This window comes from Rhizobium sp. TRM96647 (assembly GCF_025780115.1).
Taxonomy (GTDB): Bacteria; Pseudomonadota; Alphaproteobacteria; order Rhizobiales; family Rhizobiaceae; genus Mycoplana.
On record NZ_JAOXHF010000002.1, the window covers coordinates 336,774 to 358,409 of the forward strand.

General features: G+C 67.3%; 19 protein-coding genes. 6 read left to right on the plus strand and 13 right to left on the minus strand.

Annotated features, from left to right (window positions below):
- A complete protein-coding gene (locus OCK02_RS04540; protein ID WP_263811779.1) occupies positions 1 to 1,098 on the plus strand; it encodes a hybrid-cluster NAD(P)-dependent oxidoreductase in 1,098 nt (365 codons plus the stop codon).
- Between the two features lie 77 nt (positions 1,099 to 1,175).
- Here the strand turns inward: OCK02_RS04540 and OCK02_RS04545 are convergent, their stop codons facing one another.
- Positions 1,176 to 2,849 (minus strand): calcium-binding protein, encoded by a 1,674-nt coding sequence (locus OCK02_RS04545; RefSeq protein WP_263811780.1) that lies wholly within the window; start codon positions 2,847 to 2,849, stop codon positions 1,176 to 1,178.
- A 183-nt stretch (positions 2,850 to 3,032) separates the two neighbouring features.
- Positions 3,033 to 4,127 (minus strand): glycoside hydrolase family 25 protein, encoded by a 1,095-nt coding sequence (locus OCK02_RS04550; RefSeq protein ID WP_263811781.1) that lies wholly within the window; start codon positions 4,125 to 4,127, stop codon positions 3,033 to 3,035.
- 179 nt (positions 4,128 to 4,306) lie between these two features.
- Between OCK02_RS04550 and OCK02_RS04555 the strand changes: the two genes are divergently transcribed.
- The 3 genes from OCK02_RS04555 (at position 4,307) to OCK02_RS04565 (ending at position 7,985) form a co-directional block, all read left to right on the plus strand.
- Entirely contained in the window at positions 4,307 to 4,822 is a 516-nt protein-coding gene (locus OCK02_RS04555; RefSeq protein ID WP_263811782.1) for a BA14K family protein, read from the plus strand.
- A 331-nt stretch (positions 4,823 to 5,153) separates the two neighbouring features.
- Positions 5,154 to 6,935 (plus strand): acyl-CoA dehydrogenase, encoded by a 1,782-nt coding sequence (locus OCK02_RS04560; RefSeq protein WP_263811783.1) that lies wholly within the window; start codon positions 5,154 to 5,156, stop codon positions 6,933 to 6,935.
- Between the two features lie 300 nt (positions 6,936 to 7,235).
- Complete coding sequence (locus OCK02_RS04565) at positions 7,236 to 7,985, plus strand: crotonase/enoyl-CoA hydratase family protein (RefSeq protein ID WP_263811784.1); 750 nt, start codon at positions 7,236 to 7,238, stop codon at positions 7,983 to 7,985.
- Between the two features lie 67 nt (positions 7,986 to 8,052).
- Here the strand turns inward: OCK02_RS04565 and OCK02_RS04570 are convergent, their stop codons facing one another.
- The 3 genes from OCK02_RS04570 to OCK02_RS04580 form a co-directional block, all read right to left on the minus strand.
- Positions 8,053 to 9,303, minus strand: a complete 1,251-nt coding sequence (locus tag OCK02_RS04570; RefSeq protein ID WP_263811785.1) for a class I SAM-dependent RNA methyltransferase — start codon at positions 9,301 to 9,303, stop codon at positions 8,053 to 8,055.
- Positions 9,300 to 10,052 carry a TlyA family RNA methyltransferase gene (locus OCK02_RS04575; RefSeq protein WP_263811786.1) on the minus strand — a complete coding sequence of 251 codons (753 nt, stop codon included), beginning with the start codon at positions 10,050 to 10,052 and terminating at the stop codon, positions 9,300 to 9,302. Before OCK02_RS04575 ends, OCK02_RS04570 begins: the two co-directional genes overlap by 4 nt.
- A 175-nt stretch (positions 10,053 to 10,227) precedes the next feature.
- Complete coding sequence (locus OCK02_RS04580; protein ID WP_263811787.1) at positions 10,228 to 11,055, minus strand: SDR family oxidoreductase; 828 nt, start codon at positions 11,053 to 11,055, stop codon at positions 10,228 to 10,230.
- 107 nt (positions 11,056 to 11,162) lie between these two features.
- Here OCK02_RS04580 and OCK02_RS04585 point away from each other — a divergent pair, with 107 nt between their 5' ends.
- Both OCK02_RS04585 and OCK02_RS04590 read left to right on the plus strand, forming a co-directional pair.
- Positions 11,163 to 12,065 (plus strand): LysR family transcriptional regulator, encoded by a 903-nt coding sequence (locus tag OCK02_RS04585; RefSeq protein WP_263811788.1) that lies wholly within the window; start codon positions 11,163 to 11,165, stop codon positions 12,063 to 12,065.
- Positions 12,066 to 12,297: 232 nt separating this feature from the next.
- On the plus strand, positions 12,298 to 14,241 hold the full coding sequence (locus tag OCK02_RS04590; RefSeq protein ID WP_263811789.1) for a methyl-accepting chemotaxis protein: 1,944 nt from the start codon (positions 12,298 to 12,300) through the stop codon (positions 14,239 to 14,241).
- Positions 14,242 to 14,362: 121 nt separating this feature from the next.
- Here the strand turns inward: OCK02_RS04590 and dxs are convergent, their stop codons facing one another.
- The 8 genes from dxs to OCK02_RS04630 all read right to left on the minus strand — a co-directional run bounded on the left by dxs (position 14,363) and on the right by OCK02_RS04630 (position 21,596).
- A complete protein-coding gene (dxs, locus tag OCK02_RS04595; RefSeq protein ID WP_263811790.1) occupies positions 14,363 to 16,282 on the minus strand; it encodes a 1-deoxy-D-xylulose-5-phosphate synthase in 1,920 nt (639 codons plus the stop codon).
- Between the two features lie 261 nt (positions 16,283 to 16,543).
- Entirely contained in the window at positions 16,544 to 17,467 is a 924-nt protein-coding gene (locus OCK02_RS04600; RefSeq protein WP_230802929.1) for a pirin family protein, read from the minus strand.
- A 93-nt stretch (positions 17,468 to 17,560) separates the two neighbouring features.
- The gene (locus OCK02_RS04605) at positions 17,561 to 17,959 is read right to left on the minus strand and encodes a winged helix-turn-helix transcriptional regulator (RefSeq protein ID WP_230802930.1); all 399 of its coding nucleotides are present in this window, start codon (positions 17,957 to 17,959) and stop codon (positions 17,561 to 17,563) included.
- Positions 17,960 to 18,434: 475 nt separating this feature from the next.
- The gene (locus OCK02_RS04610) at positions 18,435 to 18,689 is read right to left on the minus strand and encodes an exodeoxyribonuclease VII small subunit (RefSeq protein ID WP_230802931.1); all 255 of its coding nucleotides are present in this window, start codon (positions 18,687 to 18,689) and stop codon (positions 18,435 to 18,437) included.
- 2 nt (positions 18,690 to 18,691) lie between these two features.
- Positions 18,692 to 19,618: a histone deacetylase family protein gene (locus OCK02_RS04615; RefSeq protein WP_263811791.1), complete on the minus strand. Its 927-nt coding sequence runs from the start codon at positions 19,616 to 19,618 to the stop codon at positions 18,692 to 18,694.
- 104 nt (positions 19,619 to 19,722) lie between these two features.
- Positions 19,723 to 20,286, minus strand: a complete 564-nt coding sequence (locus OCK02_RS04620; protein WP_263811792.1) for a biotin transporter BioY — start codon at positions 20,284 to 20,286, stop codon at positions 19,723 to 19,725.
- A gap of 30 nt (positions 20,287 to 20,316) precedes the next feature.
- A complete protein-coding gene (locus tag OCK02_RS04625; RefSeq protein WP_263811793.1) occupies positions 20,317 to 20,922 on the minus strand; it encodes an energy-coupling factor transporter transmembrane component T family protein in 606 nt (201 codons plus the stop codon).
- On the minus strand, positions 20,916 to 21,596 hold the full coding sequence (locus OCK02_RS04630) for an energy-coupling factor ABC transporter ATP-binding protein (RefSeq protein ID WP_263811794.1): 681 nt from the start codon (positions 21,594 to 21,596) through the stop codon (positions 20,916 to 20,918). The genes OCK02_RS04625 and OCK02_RS04630 overlap by 7 nt, the downstream gene beginning before the upstream one ends.
- Between the last annotated feature and the right edge of the window lie 40 nt (positions 21,597 to 21,636).

Below are 21,636 nucleotides of genomic sequence, written 5' to 3' on the forward strand. Positions count from 1 at the left end.
ATGACGATCGCGAGCCACTTCCGCCATTTCGACGAGCTCCAGCCCTGGAACGACCGCCAGCACATGCTGGAATGCATCGCGGTGACGGCCGAGACCGCCGACGTGATGACGTTCACCTTCCGCTCCGACCGCGAGAACTGGTTCCGCTACCTGCCGGGCCAGTTCGTCACGCTGGAACTGCCGGTGACGCCTGATGATCCGGTCATGCGCACCTACACGCTGTCCTCGACCCCGTCGCGGCCCTTCTCCGTCGCCGTCACCGTCAAGGCGCAGAAGGACAGTATCGGCACCCGCTGGATGTTCGATCATCTCAGGCCCGGCATGCAGTTGAAGGCCTTCGGTCCGCTCGGCGATTTCTCCTTCGTCCGCCATCCGGGCGAGAAGTACCTGTTCATCTCCGCCGGCTCAGGCGTCACGCCGATGATGTCGATGACGCGCTGGATGGCCGATTGCGCGCCGCAGACGGACGTCGCCTTCGTCTCCTGCGCGCGCACCCCTCAGGACCTGCTGTTTCGCCCCGAGCTCGAATGCCTGTCGGCGCAGATGCCGAACCTCTCGCTCGGCTTCGTCGTCGAAGGCCGCAACCCGCGCGACGGCTGGCATGGGCTGCGCGGCCGCATCGATGGCTCCAGGCTGTCGCTGCTGGCCCCGGACTTCCGCGATCGCACCGTCTTCTGCTGCGGCCCGGAGCCGTTCATGCGTGGCGTGCGCGACATGCTCAAGGTCTGCGGCTTCGACATGGCGCGCTATCACGAGGAGAGCTTCCAGCCGGCCGCGGCCCCCGCCGCCGAGGAGCTTGCCATTCGCGCCGGTCCCGGCGAGGTCGATGCGTCTGCCGTCTCGACCGTCACCTTCACCATGGCCGGCAAGGAGGCTGCCTGCCCGCCCGACCAGACCATCCTGCAGACGGCGCGCGCAGCCGGCGTGCGCATCGGGGCGGCCTGCGAAGGCGGGCTCTGCGGCACCTGTCGCGTCATGAAGGTGTCGGGCGAGGTCGAGATGAACCACAATGGCGGCATCCTCGACGACGAGATCGCCGAAGGCTACATCCTCGCCTGCTGCTCGCGCCCGCTGGGCGACGTGCAGATCGAGGCGTAGCGGCTCCCACCGGCAACCCACCGGCAAGGGGAGGGGCTTGCTCGAGCCGCTGTCTGCGACAGGCCCGCGCCCGTGGATCAGAACAGGAAGTCGCCCTTGTCCAGATGGGCGATCCTGACGTCCTGCAGCAGGATCGTATCGCCGTTCCTGCCGTCGATATGCACGTCGTCGCCGACCTGCTTCATATGGTTCCTGGTCAGGTCGGAATAGCTCGTGATGCTGCCGAGCGCGGTCAGGTCGAGGACGTCGTGGCTGGCTCCGTTTGCCGTGAAATCGGTGATCGTGTCGCGGCCGTCGCCCTTGGCGAAGACGAAGTGATCCGCCCCCTTGCCGCCCGTCAGGGTATCGTTGCCGCGGTGGCCCCAGAGCGTGTCGTCGCCGGCGCCGCCCTTGATGACGTTCCTGCCGGCGTTTCCGTGAAGCTGGTTGGCAAGCCCGTTTCCGGTCGCGTTGACGTTGGCAGGTCCGGTCAGCGTCAGGTTTTCGATATTGGCGCCGAGCGCAAGGCTGACGCTCGACTTGACGAGGTCCGTGCCTTCCCTGGCCCGCTCGACGATCTTCGTCGAGGCGTCGCTGACGACATAGACGTCGTTGCCCCGGCCGCCGTGGACGCTGCCGGTGACCGTGCCGCCGGTGCCGTCGAAGTAGTCGTTGCCGGCGCCGAGATGGACCGAGCCCTTGATCGTGCCGTTGTTGAACACGGACTGGACGCCGCTGCCGCCGAGGAAGGCCGTGCCCGTGCTCTGCAGGAGACCGTAATTGTGGAAGCTCGCGGCCGATGCGCCGGAGAAGTCGATCGCCGCAAGCTTGGCCTTCGTCGCCGTGATCGTGCCGTAGTTGCCGAGCGTGGAGCCGCTGCCGTCGATCTCGACGCCGCCAGCGGCCCTGATCGTCTTGTTATTGGTGATGATCGCCTTGTCCGCATCGACGGAGATGCCGTAGGCGGAAGAACGGATGAGGCCGTTGTTGGTCACCTTGCCGCTGTCGCCGGCGAGCACGATGGCATCGGCGGCAGCCTTCACCGTGCCGTCGTTATTGGTCACGACCGCCCGCATGCCGGTCGCGAGGATCGCCGATCCCATCGTCGACCACACCAGCCCGTCCGTGGTGACGGTCGCTGATTTTCCGGATGAGACGATCGTGTCCGACTGGCCCTTGAGCGTGCCGTGATTGGTCAGGACCGCAGCACTGCCGGATGAGACGACGGCATGGGCCTTCGTCGAAACGGCCTCGCCATTGTTGGTCAGGCTTGCCGATGCCCCCGACAGCACGAGCGCGTCGGCCGCAGCCGAGAGCGTCCCGTTGTTGATCAGGATCTCGCCCTTTCCAGCCGCCTTGATGGCCGTGCCGGCGGTGGAGGCGAGCAGGCCGTTGTTGGTGACCCTGGTCGCAGCACCCGTGATGTCGAGCGTCGTCCGCCCCGCCTCGATCGTGCCGTGGTTGACAAGTTCGAGCCCGCCGCTGCGGATCTCCATGCCGCCCGAGGCGCCCTGGATCCTGCCGGTCTTGCCGACGACGAAGAGGCTGTCGCTGTCGGCTGCGCCGCTTGCGCCGAACCGCACGGCATAGCCGGCGCCGGAGGCGATCTCGCCGTTGATGTAGAAGCTGCGGCCGGTGGCCGTTCCCGTCGCGATCAGGCCGGTCGACGCAGTCGAAACGCGGACGCCGGCGTTGATGACGAGCTCGGTGTCGTTTCCGGTCACGGACACGGCGGTCGTGCGGTTGCTGGTGATCACGATCTTGTCTGTCATCTGCTCGTCATGTGCAGGGGGCGATGTCGCCTGCTTATACCGATTTGCTGAAGGAAGGATGGAGATCCGGGGGCTCGCCCGGACCTCTCGTGACTGGCGCGACGGCTATATGCCCCGGCCGCGCGGGCAGGGCAATCGCCAGGCCTGGGGACAGGCGGCAGGGCTTGCTCGATCAGGGCTCGGTCAGGGCGTCGCGTGCGGAGGGTCGATGGCCGGCGCGGTCTTCTGGCTGCCGTCGGCGATCTGTTCCGGCGCGGGTGCTGCGTCCGGCGCCTCGTTGCGCACGACGAAGGTCACGGCGGCGTTAGCGGATGCCGGAAGGCCGGCGAGCGAGACGGCGTCGGCATTCACCGGCAGCGACTTCGGCTCGTCGGCGGCCGCGCCCCTGGCGACGGATGCGGTGACGATCTCGTCCACCGGCGGCTCGCCGGTCTCGAAAGGTCTTTCGGGCAAGAGGTCGCCGAAGGCCCAAATCTTGGTCAGGTCCGCCCGGTTCATCGGCACCACGTTGACGTCGATGTCGTTGAAGGTTCCCTTCACGCGGTAGGGACAGCGGCGCTTGTTGCAATTGGCGGCGGCGGAGAACTGCCAGAGCGCGTAGTTGTCCCAGTTGCCGAGCGGGAAAACCTTGCGGATGCCGGGCTTGTAGCGGGCATACCAGAGCGGCAGGCGCGACAGGATACGGTATTTGTGGCGGTTGGCCGCGATGTATTTCGCGGTGGAATGGTTGGTGTAGAGCACCGGATAGCGTCCCGTGCGCGTCCGGATATGGCCGGCGAAGATCTGCGCATCCTCCAGCGACATGAACTTCTTCGGATCGATCGCCTCGATGTCGAGCACCATCATCTCGTCCGCCTGCGGTCGCGCATAGTCGAGGAAGTGGTTCGCCTGGTCGACCGGATTGCCGGGCCGGGCGAGGTGGTAGGCGCCCCAGAGCAGGCCCTGCGCCCGCGCCAGCAGCCTTCGCGTCTCGTAGAGTTCACGGCTGACGGCGTATTTGCGCCACATGGTCCTGCAGTGCGCGACGGTGTCGCCGTCGTGGTCGCCCTTGCAGTCGAAGCTTTCCGGCAGGCCGTCGGAGGCCTTGGAGATGAAGCCGGCGATGCGCTTGTCGCTCAGAAGCAGCGGCCAGTCGATCTCGTTCATCTCGTAGGCATCGATGACGATGGCGTTGTCCTTGTTCCGCCACGGCTCGACGTCCGCGGCGATGCCGGGGACGGGCGCGACGAGGAGCAGCGCGCCGGCCAGACATGCGAGAAATCGGTTCCTTGCCCTCATGTTTCGCGCTCCGCCGTCGACCTCCGGATCAGGAATTTTGTTTCGACAGGGTTACCGTAACGTTAATGCCTTTCTAATCGGGATGGCATTTTGCCCCTGATCACGAAACTTTTTCTGGTCTCCGGCGTTCTTTTGCAGGATGTAGCAACGTAATCCGCATCAACAGGAGTATGTCCAGAATGTTCGGTACCAGATCCATCGCCGTCGCGCTGTCCGTGCTTTTCGCTGTCAGCCCCGTCGTTCCCGCCACCAGCCAGGCCATGCCGAAAATGACGGTTCAGGCCGGCGAATCAGGCGTCGATCTCGTGCGCTGCGAAGGCCGTCATTGTCGCGACCGCCGCGACTGGAAGCGCGACCACCGCGACGCCCGCCGTGACTGGCAACGAGACCGCCGCCAGGCCCGCCGCGACTATAACCGCGGCTACCGCAACGGCTACTACAACGGCCACCGCGGCTATCGCTACGCCCGTCCGGGCTATCGCTACCACGACGGCTACTGGTTCCCGCTTGCAGCCTTCGCAACCGGCGCCATCATCGGCGGAGCGATCACCGCCCCCCGTGCTCCGGCCTATTCCGGTGGCGGCAGTGCCCACACCCAGTGGTGCTACAACCGCTATCGCTCCTACAGGGCCTACGACAACACGTTCCAGCCCTATAACGGCCCGCGCCAGCAGTGCTACTCGCCCTACGGCTGACCGGGAGCGAGCGGCCCGAAGGGTCGCAGGACAAGACCATGACCTTCATGCTCCGGGACTTCGGTTCCGGAGCATTTTCATGTGCATGATTCGCTGGTTCGGCGATTCCCCTCGCTTTTCAGTTTCTGCTAATTTACACGCGTGACGGATGATTGGAAGGCCTTTTGGCCCCATCACCGGTCACCTTTTCCATTGTCTCCGGCAGAGTGGCGCCGTCGGTCAATTGCAATTGACGTTTACGTAAAAATAAATAATCTGCCGCGCATTGCGCCGGATGCCGCCAGCCGTCATTGTCGATGGCCAGGCCCCGGCGGCGAATGGGAGGATGCGCATGTACAAGGCTCCGGTGGAGGAGATCGTCTTCACCCTTCGTCACGTCGCGGGGCTTTCGGCCGCAATCGCAGACGGGCGCCTCGGCGAGCTCTCGGACGATCTCGTCGAGGCGATCCTTGCCGAGGCGGGGCGTTTTGCGACCGAGGAGATCGCGCCTTTGGCCGAAACCGGCGACCGGCAGGGCGTCGTCCTTGAGGATGCGCAGGTGAAGACCCCGGACGGCTGGGCCGCGCTCTACCGGGCATGGGCCGAAGGCGGCTGGAACGCCCTGACGGCATCGCCCGACTTCGGCGGGCAGGGGCTCCCCCACATGCTGCATGTCGCGGCGATGGAGATGTGGAACGGCGGCTCCATGGCCTTTGCGATCGGCCCGACGCTGACGATCGGCGCCGTCGAGGCCCTGACGGCGCATGGATCGGAGGCGCTGAAAAGCACCTACCTGCCGAAGATGGTCTCCGGCGAGTGGATGGGCTCCATGAACCTCACCGAGCCGCATGCCGGCTCTGACCTCGGCGTGATGAAGACCAGGGCGGAGCGGCGCGACGACGGCACCTATCGCCTGTTCGGCCAGAAGATCTTCATCACCTATGGCGAGCATGATTTCACCGACAACATCGTCCATCTGGTGCTGGCCCGCCTGCCGGACGCGCCGGCAGGCACGCGCGGCATCTCGCTGTTTCTGGTGCCGAAGTTCCTGGTCGAGGCGGACGGTTCGCTCGGGGCCAGAAACGACGTGTTCTGCCACTCCGTCGAGCACAAGCTCGGCATCCACGGCTCGCCCACCTGCACGATGATCTACGGCGACGGCCGCTTCGGCGGGGAGGCCGGCGCGATCGGCTGGCTGGTCGGCGAGGAGAACAGGGGGCTCGCCTGCATGTTCACCATGATGAACAACGCCCGCCTTGCCGTCGGCATGCAGGGCGTGGCGATCGCCGAGGCCGCCACGCAGAAGGCGATCGCCTATGCCAAGGAGCGCACGCAGGGCCGGGCGCCGGGTTGGCAGGGATCCGGCATGAGCCCGATCATCGAGCATCCGGACGTCGCCCGCATGCTCCTGACGATGAAGGCGCTGACACAGGGTGCGCGCGCCATCACCTATGCCTGCGCGCATGCGGTCGACATGGCGCATGCGACGCAGGGCGAGGAGGCCCGCCACTGGGCGGAGCGCGCCAGCCTGCTGACGCCGGTCGCCAAGAGTTTCGCCACCGATGCCGGCGTCGAGGTCGCCTCGCTCGGCGTGCAGGTGCATGGCGGCATGGGCTTCATCGAGGAGACGGGGGCCGCCCGGCTCTACCGCGATGCCCGCATCGCGCCCATCTACGAGGGCACCAACGGCATTCAGGCGATCGATCTCGTCACCCGCAAGCTGCCGCTCTCGGATGGTGCGCAGATGCGCGGCTTCATCGCCGAACTGCGCGGCATCGCCGACGCCGTCCGCGCCTCCAACGATCCGGCCTTCGGCGACACGGCCGCCCGGCTGGAGGCGAGCCTTGGCGATCTCGAGGCGGCCACCGCATGGCTCGGCGCGGCCCTGGTCGACGGGCGGCAGCCGGATGCGCTCGCCGGCGCCACGCCCTACCAGCGGCTGTTCGGGCTCGTGCTGACGGGCGCCTGGCTCGCCCGGGGCGCGCTGGCGGACGCCGGCGACGGCAGGAAGGCCGAGCGCACCGCGCTCTGCCGCTTCGCCGCCGAGAACATCATCGCCGAGACCGCCACCCTGAAGGACCGCATCGTCAACGGCGCCGCCAGCCTGGAGGCGGCCCGGGTGGTGCTGGGCTAGGCACTCGCTGTGGATTGCTTCCTCCCTTGCCCTCTTGAGGCTGGAGGGGAGAGCGGGAAGCCGGCGACGGGGATCAACCCTCCCCTTGAGGGGGAGGGTCGGCGCGAAGCGCCGGGGTGGGGTGATGCTGCGGCGACAGCCGCATGGTGGGGGCGGTCGCGACCGCCGCAGGTCACCCCCACCCGCAGCTTCGCTGCGACCTTCCCCCTCAAGGGGGAGGTGGGGCGTCCCACGAGCCCTCGGCGCGGCAGCACGGAACGAACATCAGGCGCCATCCGCGCCCGGAAGGAGAAAGACCGCATGAGCGATCACGTCCTGATCGAACGACCGCAATCCGCCCCCGGCGTACAGGTAATCCGGCTGAACCGGCCGGAGAAGAAGAACGCCATCACCCGCGCCATGTACCAGACGCTGACGGCGGCGATGCGCAGCGCCGATGTCGATCCGGCAGTGCGCGCGACCCTGCTGCTCGGCTCGGAGGGCTGCTTTTCCGCCGGCAACGACATGACCGATTTCCTCGCCGTTGCCATGGGCGGCATAATGGGCCGGGAGGTGGTGGACTTCCTCCATGCGCTCGCAGCCCACAACAAGCCGATCGTCTCCGGCGTCGATGGCCTGGCGATCGGCATCGGCACCACCATCCACCTGCACTGCGACATGACGATCGCCTCGCCGCGCTCGCTGTTCAAAACGCCCTTCGTCGATCTGGCGCTGGTGCCCGAGGCCGCCTCCAGCCTGATCGCACCGCGACTGATGGGCCACCAGCGCGCCTTCGCCCTGCTCGTGGCCGGCGAAGGGTTCACCGCCGAGGAGGCGCGCGCGGCCGGCCTGATCTGGAAGGTCACGGATGCGGTCGAGACCGAAGCGCTTGAAATTGCGACCCGCCTTGCCGCCAAGCCGCCGGAGGCGCTCCGGGCGGCGCGCGACCTGATGCGCGGCGACCGCGAAGAGGTCGCCGGCCGCATCGACGAGGAGGCGCACCAGTTCTCCGTCAGGCTGCGCAGCGCCGAAGCCCGCGCCGCCTTCGAGGCCTTCATGGCGAGGAAGTAGCCGGCTCTTCTCCCCCCGGAGGCGCTGCGGTCCGATGCGGGCCGGTAACGCGCCCGCATCCGCCGGATCACTTCTCCAGCGTCGCCACCGCCTCCACATGCGACGACCAGAGGAACTGGTCGATCGGGGTGACGCCGGTGACACGGTAGCCGCCGGCGGTCAGGATCGCGAGATCGCGGGCGAGCGTGACCGGGTTGCAGGAGACGGCGGCAATCTTCTTGACGCCCGAGCGCGCCAGTTCGCGACACTGGTCCTCGGCGCCGGCCCGCGGCGGATCGAACACGACGGCGTCGAACACCTTCAGTTCCGAAGCCATCAGCGGCCGGCGGAACAGGTCCCGTTTCTCGACGGTGACGCCTTTGAGCCCCTGGGCGTGGCGGGCGGCATGGTCGAGCGCCTTCAGCGCCTTCTCGTCGCCCTCGACCGCATGGACGCGGGCGGAACGGGCCATCCGGAGCGCGAAGGTGCCGGAACCGGCGAAGAGGTCGGCCACCCGCTTGGCCTTGCCGATGTGGCCGAGCACCAGGGCTGCCATCGCGTCCTCTGCCTCCTTCGTCGCCTGGGTGAAGCCGCCCGGCGGCGGCGAGACGAGAACACCGCCGAAATCGATCTGCGGCTTCTGCGGCTCGATCAGGATCTCGCCGTCATGGGACACGCGGGTGATGCCGCTGAGGCCTAGGACGCATTCCGTCACCGCCCGCCGTTGCCGGTCGCCGACCTTGCGCACCCCCTCGAAGGCGAGGTCGAGGCCGGAGAGCGTCTCGAGCACGGTGAGCCGGAAACCCTGGCTGTCGGTCGAAAGCGCCGTGGCGACCGCGCGGATCGCATCCAGCTTCCCGACGATGCCCGGCCGGCTGATCGGACACTGGTCGATGTCGACGATATGGTGGCTGCCCGCCTGGTTGAAGCCGAGCAGCAGGCCCTTCTCGGTCCGGCGCGCGGTGAAGACCACCCGCCGGCGCTCGCCGGGACGGGCGATGACGAGCGGCGCCACCTCCGCGGCGATCCCCTTGGACTTCAGCGCATCGGCCACGAGCCCGCGCTTGAAGGCGTGATAGAGCCCGTCCGAGGCATGCTGCAGCGAACAGCCGCCGCAGGTGCCGTTCCTTCCGTCGGGACCGAAATGCGGACAGGCGGGCGCGATCCTGTCGGGCGAGGCCGCAGACGTGGAGATCACCGTGCCGTGGTTCTTCACCCTGGCGATCGCCACCGTTTCCCCCGGCAGCGTGAAGGGAACGTAGAGTGGCCCCTCCGGGCCGCTCGCAATCCCGTCCCCGCCGCTGCCGAGCCTGCTGATCGTCACCGTTTCCGTGCTCATGGCTTGCGTCCTGAAAGAAGATATTCCTGGTTGCCGTCGCCGCCGGCGATCGGGGCGGGGATGACGCCGAGGCTTTCCCAGCCCATCTCCGCGGTGAGCCAGCGTTCAAGTTCGGCGGCAATCTCCGGACCTGCCGAAGGATCCTTCAGCAGCCCGCCCTTGCCGATCGCTGTGCGCCCCGCCTCGAATTGCGGCTTCACCAGAAGCACGCAGACCGCGCCGGCAGCGGCGAGCGAAAGGGCCGGCGGCAGCGCCAGTTTCAGCGAGATGAAGGAGACGTCGGAGACGACGCAGCCGATCGTCCGTCCGGCGAGGTGACCCTCGGAGAGTTCGCGGGCGTTCAGGCCTTCGAGGCTGGTGACGCGCGGATCGCCGCCGATACGGGGATGCAACTGCCCGTGGCCGACGTCGACGGCTATGACATGCGCCGCCCCGCGCGAGAGCAGCACCTCGGTGAACCCGCCGGTCGAGGCGCCGATGTCGAGACAGTTCCGGCCTTCGGGATCGAGCCCGAACCGGTCGAGTGCGGCCGCTAGTTTCAACGCCGCGCGGGAGACATAGGCCTGCGCCGGATCGTCGATCGCGATTTCGGCATTCTCCCCGACGCCGGCGCCGGCCTTGGTCACCGTCCTGCCGTCCACGGTCACGGTGCCGCGCGCGATCGCGTCGCGGGCGCGCGAACGGCTGTCGAAAAGCCCGCGCGAGACGAGCAACTGGTCGAGGCGGGTCGAAGGGGCGTGGTCGGACATCGCCCCTCAATGACGCCTGCCGCGGCCGCTGGCAAGGGCACGCCGCAGCAATTGCCCGTTTGCGCCGCCGCGACGGCAATCCGGGCGGGGGCAGATGCTCACCGGTATCGGAAGACCGAAGTGCCGGATCATGCCGCGGGTGACGCTTCCGTCCCGACCTCCGGCCCTTTGCCGTTCAGGCGGAAAAGAACCCGCGCATGGTGTCGACATAGTCCTGGTCGGGCAGGGTGCGTCGCGCCTTGACGAAGCCGCGGGCGTCGTCGCCGATCAGGTAGCGCAGCCGGTCGGTGCCGTCGGTCAGCGCTTCGTGGATCAGCGCTGCGACGTCGTCTGCCGCGATGTTGCTTTCCGAAGCCATGCGGCCGAAGGTTGCGAGCGTGCGCTCGACGAAGGGCTGGTAGTCGGAGAGCGACGAGGCGTCCGCGCCGCGCGCCGCCTGGTTCTCCCCGAAGCGGGTCGCGGTGACGCCACCGTGCGGGATCACGAGCTTCACCTTGATGTGCTGCGAGGCGAGTTCGTAGGAGAGCGCCTCGGTGAAGCCTTCGAGGGCGAATTTGCTGGCGCAGTAGAGCGAGATCATCGGCAAGGTGAAGAGGCCTGCGCCGGAACTGACGTTGAGAACCGCGCCGCCACCGTTCGCTCGGAAGTGCGGCAGCAGCGCGCGGGTGACGTTCATCACCCCGAACAGGTTGACGTCGAACTGCGCCTGGATCTGCGTGGGCGTCAGCGCCTCGAAAAGTCCCCATTGACCGTAGCCGGCATTGTTGACGAGGGCGTCGATGCGGCCGAAACGGGCGATGCCCGCGTCGATCGCCGCGCGGATGCTGTCCGCATCCTGCACGTCCAGCCGCGTGGCGAGCACGTTGTCGCCTTTCGGCAGGCTGTCGGCGTTCGACAGGTCACGCATCGTTGCGATCACGTTCCAGCCCTTTTCGGCAAAGAGCCGCGCTGCCGCCCTGCCGATGCCGGACGAAGTGCCTGTGATGAGAATGGTCGAGGTCATGGTCGATGTCTCCGGATCGTTTGTCTGTCTGCGACCGGGAGATAGGGTGGTTGGACTGTTCTGATAATCCGGCTATTCTGGCGTGAACTGATGAGGTGGATCGAACAATGACCAGGGCCGGACTTGCGGAATTCAATGCCGTCGTCGCGGTCGCCGACCATGGCAGCTTCCGCCGTGCCGCCCGCGAGCTCGACATGTCCGCCTCGGCGCTGAGCCATGCGATCACCACGCTGGAGCGGCGGATCGGCGTGCGCCTGTTCAACCGCACCACCCGCAGCGTCTCGTTGTCGGAAGCAGGCGAGGCGTTCGTCGCGCGCGTTCGCCCGGCGCTGCGGGAGCTCGGGGCGGCGGTCGAGGCGGTGAACGCGTTCCGCGACCGGCCCGCCGGGTTGCTGCGGATCAACACCTCCGAAGGGGCCGCGCGCCAGTTCCTGACACCCGTCATCATAGGCTTCCTCGAGCGCTATCCGGACATGCGCATCGACCTCGTCGCCGAAGGCAGGCTGGTCGACATCGTCGCCGACGGCTTCGATGCCGGCGTGCGGCTGATCGAGGCGGTGCCGAAGGACATGATCGCCGTGCCGATCGGTCCGATGCAGCGCTTCGTCGTGGTCGGCGCGCCCGGCTATTTCGCCCGCCATCCCCGCCCGGAGACTCCGGCCGACCTGTTGCGCCACGACTGCATCCGCAGCCGCCTGCCGAGCGGTGCAGTCTTCCGCTGGGAATTCGAGAAGCATGGGGAACAGGTGATGCTCGACGTGTCCGGCAGGCTCACGCTCGACAACCAGAACCTGAGGCTGGAAGCGGCCCTGGCCGGCGTCGGCCTGGCCTATCTGACGGAACGCGACACCGAAGCCGCCATCGCCGATGGCGCGCTCGTGCGCGTGCTCGACGATTGGACCGCGCCGTTTCCCGGCCTTGCGATCTTCTATCCCGGCCATCGCCTCGTCCCGGCCGGGCTGCGCGCCTTCATCGATTTCGCCCGAAATGCCTTTCCTGCCAGGGCCTAGCGTCGCGCGAGTTCCTTGCCGAAGCCCCCGTTGGTGAAGGACCGGATTCACCAATTTTTTATGGAGAATGGTTATAGCCGATATTGATTTTCGAGGCTGACGACTTCCTCCCGCGTGCCATGATCGGCGCCCATCGTTGTGTCCCCAATCATGTCTTCCAGCGCCATGACGGAGCGCGCGGCTGCGGTCCCCTGCGACTGCCCGCATGCGGCCGCTCAGTAGGAGTTCCATCATGAAGTTCAAGAATATCTCGCTGAGCGGGAAGCTCAGCATCACGTTCGCCGGTCTGATCCTCGTCTTTCTCGCCGTCTCCGGCGTCGTCTATGTCAAGGCGCGTGAATCGATGCTGGCCTCTGAGGTCCAGCTTCGCTCCGAGCGGCTGGTCAACACCATCGACAACGCCCTGCATGCGATGCTCGAACAGGCCGTCAACCAGCGCGGCTTCCTGCTGTTTCGCAGCGACAGCACCTATGGCGACGTCTTCGCCAACCGCGACAAGATGCTGACCTTCATCGACGAAGCCAAGGTGCTCGCGGCCGGCCAGCCGGAGATGCTGACGTCGATCGACGCCATGCTGGCGGCCGCCAACGTCTTCCACGAACAGTTGACCGTGCCGCAACTCGAGGCGCGCAAGACGACCGAGGCGCCGATCTCCGAGGTCATCGAGATCGGCCGCAACCAGTCCAAGGGGCAGCTCGACGTGTTCCGTGTCTCGGCGGCCACGATCAAGGCCCAGGCCGGCGAATGGGCGGCCGCGCAGGTGGCCGCGCAGAAGGCTGCCAATTCCGGCCTCGTGCTCGCCCTCGTCGTCGGCGCGCTCACCGCCATCGCCATCGCCGTGCTCCTCGCCTGGACCCTGTCGAAGGCGATCGTCCGGCCGATCGTCGGCATGACCGCCGCCATGGACAAGCTCGCCGGCGGCGACAGCGACATCGACGTTCCGGCGCTCGACCGCAGCGACGAGGTCGGCCGCATGGCCAATGCCGTCCTGGTCTTCAAGGAGGCGGCGGTCGAAAAGCTGCGCCTGTCCGGCGAGACCGAGCGGATGCGCGACGATGCGGAGCGACAGCGCCGCGACACCGACGAGCAGAAGAAGCGGGAGGCGCAGGAGATCAACCAGGCGGTCGAAGCGCTCGCCGCCGGCCTCGCAGGCCTTGCCGATGGCGACGTCGCCTACCGCATCGAGACGCCGTTCTCCCCGCATCTCGATCGCCTGCGGCTCGACTTCAACGCCTCGCTCGACAAGCTGCGCGGCGCGCTGCAGTCGGTCGGCAGCAATGCCGCCGCCATCCACGCCGGCGCCTCCGAGATCCTGTCGGCCGCCGACGACCTGGCCCGCCGCACCGAGCAGCAGGCCGCCTCCGTCGAGGAGACCGCCGCAGCGCTCGAGGAAGTCACCTCCACCGTCCGCGACAGCGCCAAGGGCGCCGAGGAGGCCGGTCGCCTCGTCGAGCGGACCCGCAAGGGCGCCGAGCATTCCGGCGAGATCGTCCGCAACGCGGTTGCCGCCATGCAGGCGATCGAGAAGTCTTCCGGCGAGATCTCCAACATCATCGGCGTCATCGAGGACATTGCCTTCCAGACCAACCTGCTGGCGCTGAATGCCGGCGTCGAGGCGGCGCGCGCCGGTGAAGCCGGCAAGGGCTTCGCCGTCGTCGCCCAGGAAGTCCGCGAACTGGCGCAGCGCTCCGGCAAGGCCGCCAAGGAGATCAAGGCGCTGATCACCACCTCGGGCGAACAGGTCCAGTCCGGCGTCTCGCTGGTCGGCGATACCGGCAAGGCGCTGGAGACGATCGTCGGCGAGGTCCAGGAGATCAACCGTCACGTCGCCTCGATCGTGGTCGCCACGCGCGAGCAGGCGACCGGCCTCCAGGAGATCAGCACCGCCGTCAACACGATGGACCAGGGCACCCAGCAGAATGCCGCCATGGTCGAGGAGCAGACGGCCGCCAGCCACAGCCTCGCCCAGGAGGCCGCAGCCCTCAACGAGCTCCTGACGCAGTTCAAGCTCGGCGGCGGCCAGGCAGCTCCGATGCAGAAGGCAGCGGTGGCGACCCCGGCGTCGCGCCCCGTCGCCTCGCCGGCGCGCGCGCTGGCAGGCAAGGTAGGACGCGCCTTCGGCGGCGGCCAATCCGCTGCGGCGGTCGCAGTCAAGGAGGAGTGGACCGAGTTCTGAGGTCGCTTCACCGATCGAACAACGGAAAGGGGCGGTGCCGATGGCACCGCCCCTTTTTTCTTTTCCGTTTTCATTTCCGTGGGGATGACGGGATCCCGGTTGAATGCGGTGAGGCCGCCGTTCAGCCGGCGACGCCGACGTCGATGCCCTTCTGGCCGAGCGCCCTGAACACCGTCGAGACGATGCCGGCGCGGTCGAGGCCCGCCCTCGCATACATCGCTTCCGGCTTGGCCTGCTCCATCCAGAGGTCGGGCAGCACCATCGGCCGCACCTTCAGCCCGGTCTCCAGCAGGCCCTCGGGGGCGAGGAACTGCAGCACGTGGCTGCCGAAGCCGCCGACGGAGCCTTCCTCGATGGTGATCAGCACCTCGTGATGGCGGGCGAGCTGGCGGATGAGGTCGTGGTCGAGCGGCTTGGCGAAGCGGGCGTCGGCGACGGTCGTCGGCAGCCCGGCGGCGTCGAGGTCCTCGGCCGCCAGGAGGCAATCCGCAAGGCGCGTGCCGAACGACAGCAGCGCCACCTTGGAGCCCTGCTTGACGACGCGGCCCTTGCCGATCTGAAGGATTTCGCCGCGCACCGGCATGTCGACGCCGACGCCCTCGCCGCGCGGATAGCGGAAGGAGATCGGGCCTTCGTCATAGGCCGCAGCCGTGCGCACCATGTGCTTCAGTTCCGCCTCGTCGGCGGCCGCCATCACAACGAAGCCGGGCAGCGAGGCGAGGTAGGTCGTGTCGAACGAGCCCGCATGGGTCGGCCCGTCGGCCCCGACGAAGCCGGCGCGGTCGATCGGGAAGCGGACAGGCAGGCCCTGGATCGCCACGTCGTGCACCACCTGGTCGTAGGCGCGCTGCAGGAAGGTCGAGTAGAGCGCTGCGAACGGCTTGTAGCCTTCCGCCGCGAGCCCCGCCGCAAAGGTCACCGCGTGCTGCTCGGCAATCCCTACGTCGAACAGCCGGGAGGGATAGATGTCCCCGAACTTGTCGAGCCCGGTGCCGTTCGGCATCGCCGCGGTGATGGCGACGATCCTGTCGTCCTGCGCCGCTTCCCCGATCAGCGCTTCGGCGAAGACCGAGGTGTAGGAGGGGGCGTTCGGCTTGACCTTGGCCTGGGCGCCGGTGATCACGTCGAACTTGTTGACGCCGTGATACTTGTCGGCGGCGGCCTCGGCGGGCGCATAGCCCTTGCCCTTCTGCGTCACCACGTGGATCAGCACCGGCCCCCGGGCGTTCTCGCGGACATTGCGCAGGACAGGCAGCAGGTGCTCGAAGGAATGGCCGTCGATCGGGCCGATATGGTAGAAGCCCATCTCCTCGAACAGCGTGCCGCCGGTGACATAGCCGCGGGCGTGTTCGACCGCGCGCGTGATCGCCCGGTCGACCGACTTGCCGAGATAGGCGGTCATCTTCTTGCCGAGTTCGCGGAAGCCCATGTAGGTGCGGCCCGAGGCCAGCCTTGCCAGATAGGCGCTCATGGCGCCGGTCGGCGGGGCGATCGACATGTCGTTGTCGTTCAGGATCACGATCAGGCGGGCATCGAGCGCACCGGCATTGTTCAGCGCCTCGTAGGCCATGCCGGCCGACAGCGCCCCGTCGCCGATCACTGCAATCACGTTGCGGTCGGCACCGGAGAGGTCGGAGGCCACCGCCATGCCGAGACCGGCGGAGATGGAGGTCGATGAGTGCGCGGCGCCGAAGGGGTCGTATTCGCTCTCGGCGCGGCGGGTGAAGCCGGAAAGCCCGTCTTCCTGGCGCAGCGTGCGGATCCGGTCGCGACGTCCGGTGAGGATCTTGTGCGGATAGCACTGGTGGCCGACGTCGAAGATCAGCCGGTCATGCGGTGTGTTGAAGACCTTGTGGATCGCGATCGTCAGTTCGACGACGCCGAGGCCCGCGCCGAGATGGCCGCCGGTCACCGAGACGGCGTCGATCATCTCGCTGCGCAGCTCGGCGGCGAGCTGGGGCAGGTCGCGATCGTCCACCTTCTTCAGATCTGCCGGGATGTGTACCTGATCGAGCAGTGGGGTGGCTGGCAATTGTCTCACTCTTGATGCGCTGTTGCGGGGCGGCGGTATCCTGCGCCCGGCACGGGCCGCACCACCTGGAATTCTCTCTTGTCTGTCATTGCCGAATGCGGCGGGGTTTGCAACCTTGGAGCCAGAATAGATGCTTATGGCGGCCAAGGAAACATGACAGCGCGTCGCGGCGGCGGATGCTTCCTGGAGCCACAAGTAGGCATTGTCGGGGCAAAGCGCCAGCCCCGGATTTTAAGGGCAGGGCGCTCGGGCGCTTCCTTGAGGCAGATGCTAGCTCTGCGGCAGCGGGATGAATTCCTCGTCGTCGCCCGGCACGATGTCGAAGCGGCCCGTCCGCCACTCCTCCTTCGCCTGTTCGATCCGTTCCTTGGAAGAGGACACGAAGTTCCACCAGATGTGGCGCCGGGAGCCGAGCGCGGCACCGCCGAACAGCGACAGGTGACAGCCCGCCGGGCCCGCCTTCAGCGTAATCGCATCGCCCGGCCTGAAGACCAGGAGCCTGTCGGCGCCGAAGACGTCGCCGGCGACGTCGAGTTCGCCCGACAGCACGTAGACCGCGCGCTCCTCCCAGTCGGCAGCAAGCGGCGCGCTCGCACCGGGGGCCAGCATAAGGTCGGTATAGAGCGTGTCGGAGGGCACCTTCACCGGAGAGCGGTAGCCCTCGTAGTGGCCGATGATGACGCGTCCCTGCATGCCGTCGGTGTCGAAGACCGGCAGTTCGTCGCGGGTCGAGTGGACGAAGGCGGGATCGATTTCCTCCTGGCCGTCGGGAAGCGCCAGCCAGGTCTGCAGGCCGGAAAGCCCGTGCGGATGGCCGCGCACGTTTTCGGGCGAACGCTCGGAATGCACGATGCCGCGGCCGGCGGTCATCAGGTTCAGGTCGCCCGGCCGGATGACCATCTCGGTCCCCAGGCTGTCCCGGTGCTTGATTTCGCCGTCGAAGAGATAGGTGACGGTGGAAAGGCCGATATGGGGATGCGGACGCACGTCGATCGCGTCGCCTGCCTTGAAGAGCGCCGGCCCCATGCGGTCGAAGAAGATGAAGGGGCCGACGAGCCGCCGCTTGGCGGTGGGCAGCGCCCGGCGCACTTCGAAGCCGCCGAGATCGCTCGTACGCGGAATGATCAGGTGTTCCAGCGCGTTGCAGGCGGCTGCGTCGCCAGCGACGGGGTCCGGCCCCGGGAAAAAGCTCATGATGTTTGCTCCCTTGCCACGGTCTGCCTGCAGTCAACAGGACCCTGCCGACCGTTGCAAGGGACTTGCCGGCGATTGCCCTTCGCCTTTACGTCAGGCAGAGGGCTGCGGCACCGATTGCTGGTCGAAGCTCTGCTGTGCCTTCTCGATCTCGTCGCTGTTCTCGCGCACCCAGTCGACGAGTTCGCTGACCGGCTTCAGGAGCTTGAACCCGAGAGGGGTCAGCGCATAGTCGACACGCGGCGGAATGGTCGCGAACATCGTCCGCGTCACCAGGCCGTCGCGCTCCAGGTGGCGCAGGGTCAGCGTCAGCATCCGCTGGGAAATGCCGTTCACCAGCTTCTTGAGTTCGTTGAAGCGGAGGGCGCCATCGCTGAGCGTCTCGATGACCGAGAGCGACCACTTGTCGCCCACGCGGTCCAGAATTTCACGGCTGCCGCTGCGGGCGGCGACGACATTGCGACGTTCGGAAGAGGGGTGATGAGAAAGCATGCTGTGGCCTTGTGAATGGCTTGAGACGAATTGGGCGGTTTGAAATAGGCGTGACGGTCGGATCGGAACGGTATGCCTTGCTGTCGGTCCAGCTCGGGAGGTCGCCGGATTTTCTGCTGAATGCATCCATCCTTTCCAGCCGTCGTTTAGTTCCCCGAAACATTGCGTTTATTGCGTGCACCGGTTTCCCGGATGCAATCCATTAGAGCATACCCATTTAATGAGGGGACTCCATATGTGGGTACTACATGAGATTTCCGAACAGGTTTTGCAAGCCCCCGAAATGGCGAGAGGCAAATTTAGCGTAGACGGAAGTCGGCCGGGCAGGGGTGCGATCACGGCCGCGGGATCGCGCGGAACGCTCGAAAATCTGGCCTTCGATCAGGAGTGCCCAGGCGTCGAAACGGAGACTTCGGCGTACGAATGACACAGGGTCACGATTCTGTGACTTCGGGCGTTCTGCGCCCGAAGCGCGTCAGCCGTTGTCGAGGGGCTCGACGCCTTGCGGGTTTCCGGCGCGGTCGATCCGGATCTTCTCGATCCGGTTCTCGGCTGCGTTCAGGAGCGTCTCGCAGTGCTTCTTGAGCGCTTCGCCGCGCTCGTAGATCTCGATCGACTTGTCGAGCGGCACGTCGCCGCGCTCCAGCGCCGCCACGATCTTCTCCAGCTCTTCCACGGCCTGCTCGAACGACAGTGCGGAAACCTCCGCTGCGGGGATGGACGATGTCATGGTCAGCCTCTCATCAACCGGAAAATGTGGGTGGCCGCCGATTCGGCCAGTCCCTGCAGGTCGTAGCCGCCCTCCAGCACGCTGACCACCCGGTTCGACGCGGAACGCTCCGCGATCTCCATCAGCTTCGCGGTCGCCCAGTCGAAGTCGTCGGCGACGAGATGGAGCTGGGCGAGGGGGTCGCGGTGGTGGGCGTCGAAGCCGGCGGAGATCACGATCAGGTCCGGCCGGAAGTCCGCGACCCGCGGCAGCACGCGGCTCCTGAACGCCTCGCGAAAATGGTCGCTGCCGGTCTCGGGCGAAAGCGGCGCGTTGACGATGTTGCCGGCTCCCGTCTCGTCCTTCGCGCCGGTGCCGGGATAGAGCGGCATCTGGTGGGTGGAGCAGAACAGCACCGAGGGATCGTCGAAGAAGATGTCCTGCGTGCCGTTGCCGTGGTGCACGTCCCAGTCGACGATGGCGACGCGCTCGGCGCCGTGCGCCTTCTGGGCGTGGCGGGCGGCGATGGCGGCGTTGTTGAAGAAGCAGAAGCCCATCGCCCTGTTCTTCTCGGCGTGGTGGCCGGGCGGCCGTGCGGCGACGAAGACGTTGTCGGCCTCGCCGGAAAAGACCGCATCGACCGCCGCGATCGCGCCGCCGACGCCGCTCAGTGCCGCCTGCAGGCTCGCCGGACTCGCATAGGTGTCGGCCTCGAAATGGTTGATGCCTTCCTCCGGGATCACGTCCATGACGGAGCGCAGGTGCACTTCCGGATGGGCGAGCAGCACGAAATCCTCGTTCGCCTGCTCGGCCTTCCTCCGCACCAGCGGCTGGAATCGGTCGTGCTCGAGCGCGAGGTTGAGCGCCCGCAGGCGGTCGGGCCGCTCCGGATGCCCTTCCGGCGTCTCGTGCTGGAGGAAGATCGGGTTCTCGAAGAGGATCGTCGTCATCGTCAGACGCTACCCTTTGTCCCGGGACCGGTCCACGGGAAATGGCGCAGCGGCACGTGCTTTTCAACAATAGCCCGTGCCTGTTCCTCCCGCAGCGCCCGCACTCAGGTGCGCGCCGGCAGCAGCGGATAGCCGGCAAGGACGGCGCGTCCCGCCAGCATCGCCACGAAGGCCTTGATCAGGTCGCCGGGGATGAAGATGAGCGAGGCCGCGGTGATCTCCATGAAGGCCTTGCCGCTCGAATGGGCCAACCAGGCGATGCCGAGGAGATAGACGACGCCGATGCCGCCGACGATGGCGGCGGTGAGGAAGGAGAGCAGTTGCGTCAGTTCCGGCTGCGCCTCGCGCACGAGCCGCTCGGCGATCAGCCCGGTGACGAAGGCGCCGGCGACCCAGCCGGCGAGATAGCCGGCGGTCGGCCCGACGAAGACCGCAAGCCCGCCGCGTCCGCCTGAAAGCACCGGCAGGCCGATCGCGACCAGCAGCAGCACCAGCAGCACCGCGGCCGCCCCGCGCCTGGCGCCGAGGATGCACCCGGCCAGCATGACGCCCAGCGACTGCGCGGTGATCGGCACAGGGATGAAGCCGAGCGTGAAGGGCGGCACGAGGCCGAGCGCCACGATGATCGCGGCGAACAGCGCGACGAGGACGAGATCCCTGGTGCTCATGGTGAAAATCCCTTCGCTGTTGCTCTGCGTCTATTGCCGCCGAAAGCCGCGAGCGTCAATCGCCATCGCGATCGTGTCGGCGTCCTTCAGCGTCAGGATGATCAGCGGCACCAGGACGCCGAGCGGGCGCACGCGCAGGCCGCGGGCGCGATGGGCCTCGCGGATGTCGCCGTAGCGCGCCAGGATCTCCGGCACGAAGCGCAGCACCAGTCCGACCGCAAGGCTGACGTCGGCGGCGCGAACGAAGCCGAAGCGCTCGAGCGGGCGCAGCAGGCGGGTGATCTCGTCCATGAAGGCGGAGATCGTCGTCGTCGCGGTCACCGCCGCGGCCAGCAGCACCAGTGCCCCGAGCCGGAACAGCACGGCGAGCGCTTCGGCAAGGCTGTGGAAGACGTAATTGGCGACGGCGACGAGAAGGACGGTGAAGAGCACGAACCGCACGCGGCGGAAGGCTTCGAAAAGCGCGATGCCGGTCGAGGCGTAGAGACCGCCGGCGATGATCGCGGCCGCGGCCAGCACCCAGGGGCTATCGACGAGGAACAACGCCACCGCCGTAAGGAACAGCAGGATCAGTTTCAGCCGGGCCGAGGCGCGGTGAAGCGGTGTGTCGCCGGCAATGTCGAGGCCCGTCAGCATCCGACGATCCCGCGATAGGCGCGCACCGCCTCCTGCGGCGAGGCGTCCGCTTCGAGCCGACCCTCGTGGAACAGGAGCACGCGGTCGAAGCCGTCGAGAAGCGGCAGGTCGTGGGTGATCACGATCGCCTGTTCGGGAAGGTCCGCGATGGTCTTCTCGATCAGGCGGCGGTTCTTCAGGTCGAGCTGGTTGGTCGGCTCGTCGAGGATGAGCACGTCGGGGCCGGTGACGAGCACGCTGGCGATGGCCGCAAGCTGCGTCTCCCCGCCGGAAAGCTCATGGATGCGGCGCCCGGCCAGATGCGTGATCCGGAAGCGCTCGAGCACCGCCTCCGTCCGCACCGCGATCTCCGCCTTCGACAGCCCGCGGTTCTTCAGCCCGAAGGCGATGTCCTCGGACAGCACCGGCAGGATCATCTGGTGCTGCGGGTTCTGGAAGATGAAGCCGGCCCGGCCGCGCACCGCCGCCTCGTCCTTCACCGTGTCGAGCCCGCCGACGGTGACCTGGCCGGCGGTGGGGCGCAGGAGCCCGTTGATCAGCCGGGCGAACGTGGTCTTGCCGGAGCCGTTCAGGCCGATGATGCCGATGCGCCGTTCGCAGAGCCGGAGCGAGAGCGGATGCAGCGCCGGCCGCCCGGCAAAGCTGACCGAAGCCTCGCTGAATACGATGTCCAAGAGCCACTCCCGCGCCGCTGAGGTGACGGAGCTATAGCCA